The sequence below is a fragment of the Ensifer sp. genome, from assembly GCF_035999185.1.
Classification (GTDB): Bacteria; Pseudomonadota; Alphaproteobacteria; order Rhizobiales; family Rhizobiaceae; genus Ensifer.
In genome coordinates this window covers 1-4,597 of record NZ_DASYHB010000065.1, presented here as the reverse complement: position 1 = coordinate 4,597, position 4,597 = coordinate 1, and the positions used below count along the sequence as shown (strand labels likewise).

The following is a 4,597-nucleotide window of genomic DNA, read 5'->3' as shown; positions in this document are numbered from 1 at the left end:
TCTTCGACTGGCAGATCGGCGACGAGACGGCGACCGACAAGGCGATCGCAGCGGCGGCGCACGTCACCGAAGTCACGATCCACAACAACCGGCTTTCGCCCAACCCGATGGAGCCGCGCGCGGCCCTTGGCATCTACGACGTCGGCGACGACCACTACACCTGCTATACGACCAGCCAGAACCCGCACGTGGCGCGACTGGTGATGAGCGCCTTCTACAATGTCGCACCGGAAAACAAGCTCCGGGTGATTGCGCCCGATGTCGGCGGCGGCTTCGGCTCGAAGATCTACATCTATCCGGAAGAGATCGTCTGTCTCTGGGCGTCGAAGCGCACCGGCGTTCCGGTCAAGTGGACGTCCGACAGAACCGAGGCGTTCCTCACCGACGCCCACGGCCGTGACCATGTGTCGACCGTAAAGATGGCGTTCGATGCCAACAACCGCATCATCGGGCTCAAGGTCGACACGATCGCCAATCTCGGCGCCTATATGTCGCTCTTTTCCTCGGCGGTGCCGACTTATCTCTATGCGACGCTGCTTTCCGGCCAGTACGACATCGCGGCGATCCACGCCAATGTGCGTACCGTCTACACCAACACGGCGCCGGTCGACGCCTATCGCGGCGCCGGTCGGCCGGAGGCAACCTATCTGCTCGAGCGCACCATGGAGACGGCGGCGCGCGAACTCGGCGTTTCGCCCGCGGAACTGAGGCGGATCAATTTCATCCGTTCCTTCCCGCACCAGACGCCCGTCATCATGAATTATGACGCCGGCGACTACGAAGCGTCGCTCAACGCCGCGATGCAGGCGGCCGACTGGAACGGCTTTGCCGCCCGCAAGGCGGAAGCGGGCAAACGCGGCATGAAACGCGGCATCGGCATGAGCTGCTATATCGAAGCCTGCGGCATCGCGCCGTCGGCGGCGGTCGGTTCGCTCGGCGCCGGGGTCGGCCTGTGGGAATCGGCGGAGGTGCGGGTCAATGCGGTGGGAACGATCGAGGTCCTGACCGGTTCGCACAGTCACGGCCAGGGCCATGAGACCACCTTTGCCCAGCTCGTCGCCGACCGCTTCGGCGTGCCGCTCGACAGCGTCAACATCGTGCATGGCGATACCGACAAGGTACAGATGGGCATGGGGACATACGGCTCGCGCTCAGGCGCTGTCGGCATGTCGGCCGTCGTCAAGGCGCTCGACAAGGTCGAGGCGAAGGCAAAGAAGATCGCCGCGCACCTGATGGAGGCCGATGAAAGCGACATCGTCATCGAGAACGGCGAGCTGAAGGTCGCCGGCACCGACAAGGCGGTGCCCTGGTTCCAGATGGCGCTTGCCGCCTACACGGCCCACAACCTGCCGGCGGGCATGGAGCCGGGCCTGAAGGAAGGCGCTTTCTACGACCCGGCCAACTTCACCTTCCCGGCCGGCTGTTACATCTGCGAGGTGGAGGTGGATCCCGATACCGGGCGGACCAAGATCGTGCAGTTCGTCGCTGCCGACGACTTCGGTAACATCATCAACCCGATGATCGTGGAGGGACAGGTGCATGGCGGCATCGCGCAAGGGATTGGCCAGGCGCTGCTCGAAGGCGTGCACTACGACCCCTCGGGCCAGCTGCTGACGGCAAGCTACATGGACTACGCCATGCCGCGCGCCGACGATCTGCCGTCGTTCCAGGTCTCGACCTCGAACACGCCCTGCCCGAACAATCCTTTGGGGATCAAGGGCTGCGGCGAGGCGGGCGCCATCGGCTCACCGCCGGCGCTGATCAACGCCATCACCGATGCCATCGGCAACAATGCGCTCACCATGCCGGCGACACCGCAGAAGGTGTGGGCGGCGGCGCACGCGGCCAAGTGAAGGGGAGGACACCTCATGTACGAGACCCAATACCACCGGGCGTCCTCCATCCAGGACGCCGTCAGCCGAATGGAAGCGGCCGGCGAAGGCAAATATGTCTCCGGCGGCATGACGCTGATCCCGACAATGAAGCAGCGGCTGGCGTCGCCCAGCGATCTCATCGATCTCAGACATATTGCCGAGATGCAGGGCATCTCGGTCAATGGCCGGATGGTGCGGATCGGGGCAGCGACCACCCACTACGAGGTGGCCTCGTCGGCGGCGCTCAGGGCTGTCTGTCCGGCGATCTGCCATCTCGCCAGCCACATCGGCGATCCGCATGTGCGGCACATGGGCACGATCGGCGGCTCGATCGCCAACAACGACCCGGCGGCCGACTATCCGGCGGCGATGCTGGCGCTTGGCGCGACGATCGTGACCAATCGGCGCGAGATCGTGGCGGACGAGTTCTTCATCGGGCTTTTCGAAACGGCGCTGGAAGACAGCGAGATCGTCACTGCCGTCAGTTTCGACGCGCCTGAAAAGGCCGCCTACCAGAAGTTCGCCAATCCGGCTTCGCGCTATGCGATGACCGGCGTGTTCGTCGCGCGGCGGGACAATGGCGAGGTTCGCGTTGCCGTGACCGGTGCCGGGGCGAACGGCGTCTTCCGCCAGGGCGACATGGAAACGGCCCTTGCCGCCAACTGGTCGCCGGACGCGCTTGCCAGCATCAGCGTCGATGCGTCGGAGCTGCTCTCCGACATTCACGCGGATGCGGCCTATCGCGCCAATCTGGTGAAAGTCATGGCCAAACGCGCCGTGGCCGCGGCATGAGCGCCCCGTGGCGCCACACAAACATCGAAAAAGGGCGGCTTCGGTCGTCCTTTTTTCATCCTTGCTTGACTTCGATCAAGCTTGACGTGATGAACATGCGCTAAGGCTTTCTTTGGAATGTTTCAAAACTAGCACTGTCTCGGTTGAAACGGTTTCACTGAAAGCAGCGAAGATGCTCTGGACCAAAAATGCTAGATCATCCCGGATGCATTCATTGGGCGGGCAGCGCTAAACGGGCCTTTTGCCGCAGGTGGCAGATGCCGAGCATTCCGAGGTTGACCCCAGGTCGCTTTGATTGAAGAAAAGCGGCCGGGCACTGGAGAAAATGATGGATTTCGAGAATTTCTTTAAGAACGAGCTGGACGGGCTGCATCAGGAAGGCCGCTACCGGGTTTTCGCGGACATCGCCCGCCATCGCGGCCAATTCCCGAAGGCGGCGCGCCACACGGCTGACGGCGTTCAGGAAGTCACCGTCTGGTGTTCGAACGACTATCTCGGCATGGGCCAGCACGCAGTTGTCACCGAGGCGATGAAGCGCGCGATCGACGAATGCGGCGCCGGCGCCGGCGGCACCCGCAACATCTCCGGTACCAACCACTACCACGTCCTGCTTGAGCGCGAGCTCGCGGACCTGCATGGCAAGGAATCGGCGCTGCTCTTCACCTCGGGCTATGTGTCCAACTGGGCCGCGCTCGGTACGCTCTGTTCGAAGATTCCCGGTGTTATCGTCTTCTCAGACGCCGGGAATCACGCTTCGATGATCGAGGGGATCCGTCACTCCAAGTGCGAACGTGTCATCTTCAAGCACAATTCGGTCGCTGACCTCGAAGCCAAGCTCGCCGCTGCCGATCCGCGCGCGCCGAAGCTGATCGCGTTCGAGTCCGTCTACTCGATGGATGGCGACATCGCGCCGATCAAGGAATTCTGCGACCTCGCCGACAAGTACGGCGCCATGACCTATCTCGACGAAGTGCACGCGGTCGGCATGTACGGCCCGCGCGGCGGCGGTATTGCCGAACGCGAAGGCCTGATGCACCGCCTGACGGTCATCGAAGGCACGCTCGGAAAGGCCTTCGGCGTCATGGGCGGTTACATCACCGGCTCTGCGGCGCTCTGCGACTTCGTTCGTTCGTTTGCCTCAGGCTTCATCTTCACGACGGCGTTGCCGCCGACGCTGGCCGCCGGTGCACTCGCTTCGATCCGTCATTTGAAGGAAAGCCAGGTCGAACGCTTCGCCCATCAAGAGCGCGTCCGCCGTCTGCGTTCGCTCCTCGACCAGCGCGGCATTCCGCACATGCCGAACCCGAGCCATATCGTGCCGGTCATGGTCGGCGATGCCGCCAAGTGCAAGTGGATCTCGGACCTGCTGCTCGACCATTTCGGCGTCTACGTGCAGCCGATCAACTATCCGACGGTGCCGAAGAAGACCGAGCGCCTGCGCATCACCCCGACGCCGCTGCATTCGGACGCCGACATCGACCACCTGGTCGGCGCGCTGCACTCGCTCTGGTCGCGCTGTGCGCTGGCCCGCGCGGTCGCCTGAGACGATCGGCGGTTCAAGCCGGGCACTGAAAGCTAGAACTTACTGAAGGAGCCCGGCTGCGATATGCCGGGCTTTTTCGTCGGCGGCAAAGACATCGTCCATCGTTGCGGCGGCTGGCAAGCCGGCGAGCCTGTCCATGACCTTCTCAACGATCTCGGCCATGGCGAGAAAGCCGGTGCGCCTGGCGATGAAGGCGTCAAGCGCCGTTTCCTTGGCGCCGTTGAGAACCGCGCCCTGGACGCCGCCCTCGACCATCGCCCGGCGCGCGAGCCGGATCGCCGGAAAACGCACTTCGTCCGGCGCCTCGAAATCGAGCCGCGACAGCTTGGCGAAATCGAGCCGCTCGATCGGCAGGTTGCAGCGGCTCGGATAGGCGAGCGCATAACCG

Annotated in this window: 3 protein-coding genes and 1 pseudogene; 3 read left to right on the top strand and 1 reads right to left on the bottom strand. The window is 63.7% G+C overall.

Going from position 1 to position 4,597, the window contains the following annotated elements; all coding sequences use genetic code 11:
- From VGO04_RS06935 to hemA, 3 genes are all read left to right on the top strand, one after another.
- Positions 1-1,853 (top strand): xanthine dehydrogenase family protein molybdopterin-binding subunit (locus VGO04_RS06935; protein ID WP_327495222.1); only part of this gene is annotated, 1,853 nt, incomplete at its 5' end.
- A 15-nt stretch (positions 1,854-1,868) separates the two neighbouring features.
- Complete coding sequence (locus VGO04_RS06930; RefSeq protein WP_327495221.1) at positions 1,869-2,666, top strand: xanthine dehydrogenase family protein subunit M; 798 nt, start codon at positions 1,869-1,871, stop codon at positions 2,664-2,666.
- Positions 2,667-2,994: 328 nt separating this feature from the next.
- Positions 2,995-4,209 (top strand): 5-aminolevulinate synthase, encoded by a 1,215-nt coding sequence (gene hemA, locus VGO04_RS06925; protein WP_327495220.1) that lies wholly within the window; start codon positions 2,995-2,997, stop codon positions 4,207-4,209.
- 39 nt (positions 4,210-4,248) lie between these two features.
- Here the strand turns inward: hemA and VGO04_RS06920 are convergent.
- Positions 4,249-4,597: pseudogene (locus VGO04_RS06920) on the bottom strand (1-deoxy-D-xylulose-5-phosphate reductoisomerase); the annotation flags it as partial.